Source organism: Novosphingobium sp. FKTRR1, from assembly GCF_020404405.1.
In the GTDB taxonomy this organism is placed as follows: domain Bacteria; phylum Pseudomonadota; class Alphaproteobacteria; order Sphingomonadales; family Sphingomonadaceae; genus Novosphingobium.
In genome coordinates, this window is sequence record NZ_JAIZDA010000096.1 from 1 (window position 1) to 930 (window position 930).

At 58.1% G+C, this 930-nt stretch carries 1 protein-coding gene; it reads right to left on the reverse strand.

Annotation, left to right across the window (positions count from 1 at the left end; genetic code table 11):
- Window positions 1-20: 20 nt before the first annotated feature.
- Window positions 21-857 (reverse strand): IS5 family transposase, encoded by an 837-nt coding sequence (locus LDN95_RS23055; RefSeq protein WP_226019834.1) that lies wholly within the window; start codon window positions 855-857, stop codon window positions 21-23.
- Window positions 858-930: the final 73 nt, after the last annotated feature.

The following is a 930-nucleotide window of genomic DNA, read 5'->3' on the forward strand; positions in this document are numbered from 1 at the left end:
GAGCCCGATTCAGAAGTTGATCAAATTTGACAGTATCTTGCGGTTCTGCGCGTGAGCATGCGGATTGAGGCGATGAGGGCCCATGCGGTGGATGACGCGATGGACCTTTCCCAATCCTTTGCCAGCCTTCGACAGCGCCCAAGCCAAGCGAAGGTTCGCTCGACAACCCATCGGCGCGGTAGCACCTCGAAGCCCTTGGCTTTGTCGGAACGCTTGATGATGTCGATAGTCCACTTGCCCATGCCGACAAGCGCGGATCGCAGTTTATCACCTGCATAGCCGCCGTCAGCGAAGACATGGCGTAACCATGGAAACCGCGTCCGGACGGCAGCCAGCACATCGACAGCACCATCGCGATCCTGAATGTCGGCGGCGTGGACGAGAATGAAGATCAGAAAGCCGCATGTGTCGGTCAGGATGTGTCGTTTGCGGCCTTTGACCTTCTTGCCTGCGTCAAACCCGGAAACTCCGCCACTTTCCGTGGTCTTCACCGATTGGCTGTCGATCACTCCAGCACTGGGCGAGGCTTCGCGTCCTTCGATTTCCCGCAGGTTCATAACCAGCACGGTGTTGATGGCCTCGAACAAACCGGCATTGCGCCAGGCGTAAAAGTAGCGCCGCACCGTCGACACCGGAGGGAAGCATTTGGGCAAGAGTCGCCACGCGCACCCACTCGCGGCTACATAAAGCAAAGCGTTGAGGACTTCGCGCATGTCTGCCGTTCGAGGTCGGCCTCCACGCCTTGCCGGAGGCACGAATGGCTCTGCCAGCGCCCACTCCGCATCCGTCATATCCGATGGATATCGCAATCCCTCCCGGCTATGCTCGCGCCGGGCAATACCAGTCCATGTCACCATTCACTCCATCTCTTCGCAAAGAGGCGTGAATCACAACATGCTGGTATTGCTCAACAACTTTCGGATCAGGTTC

Bases quoted from the DNA above. Each gene is read 5' to 3' on its own strand.
- LDN95_RS23055 (WP_226019834.1), bottom strand. From the start codon at position 857: ATGGTGACATGGACTGGTATTGCCCGGCGCGAGCATAGCCGGGAGGGA.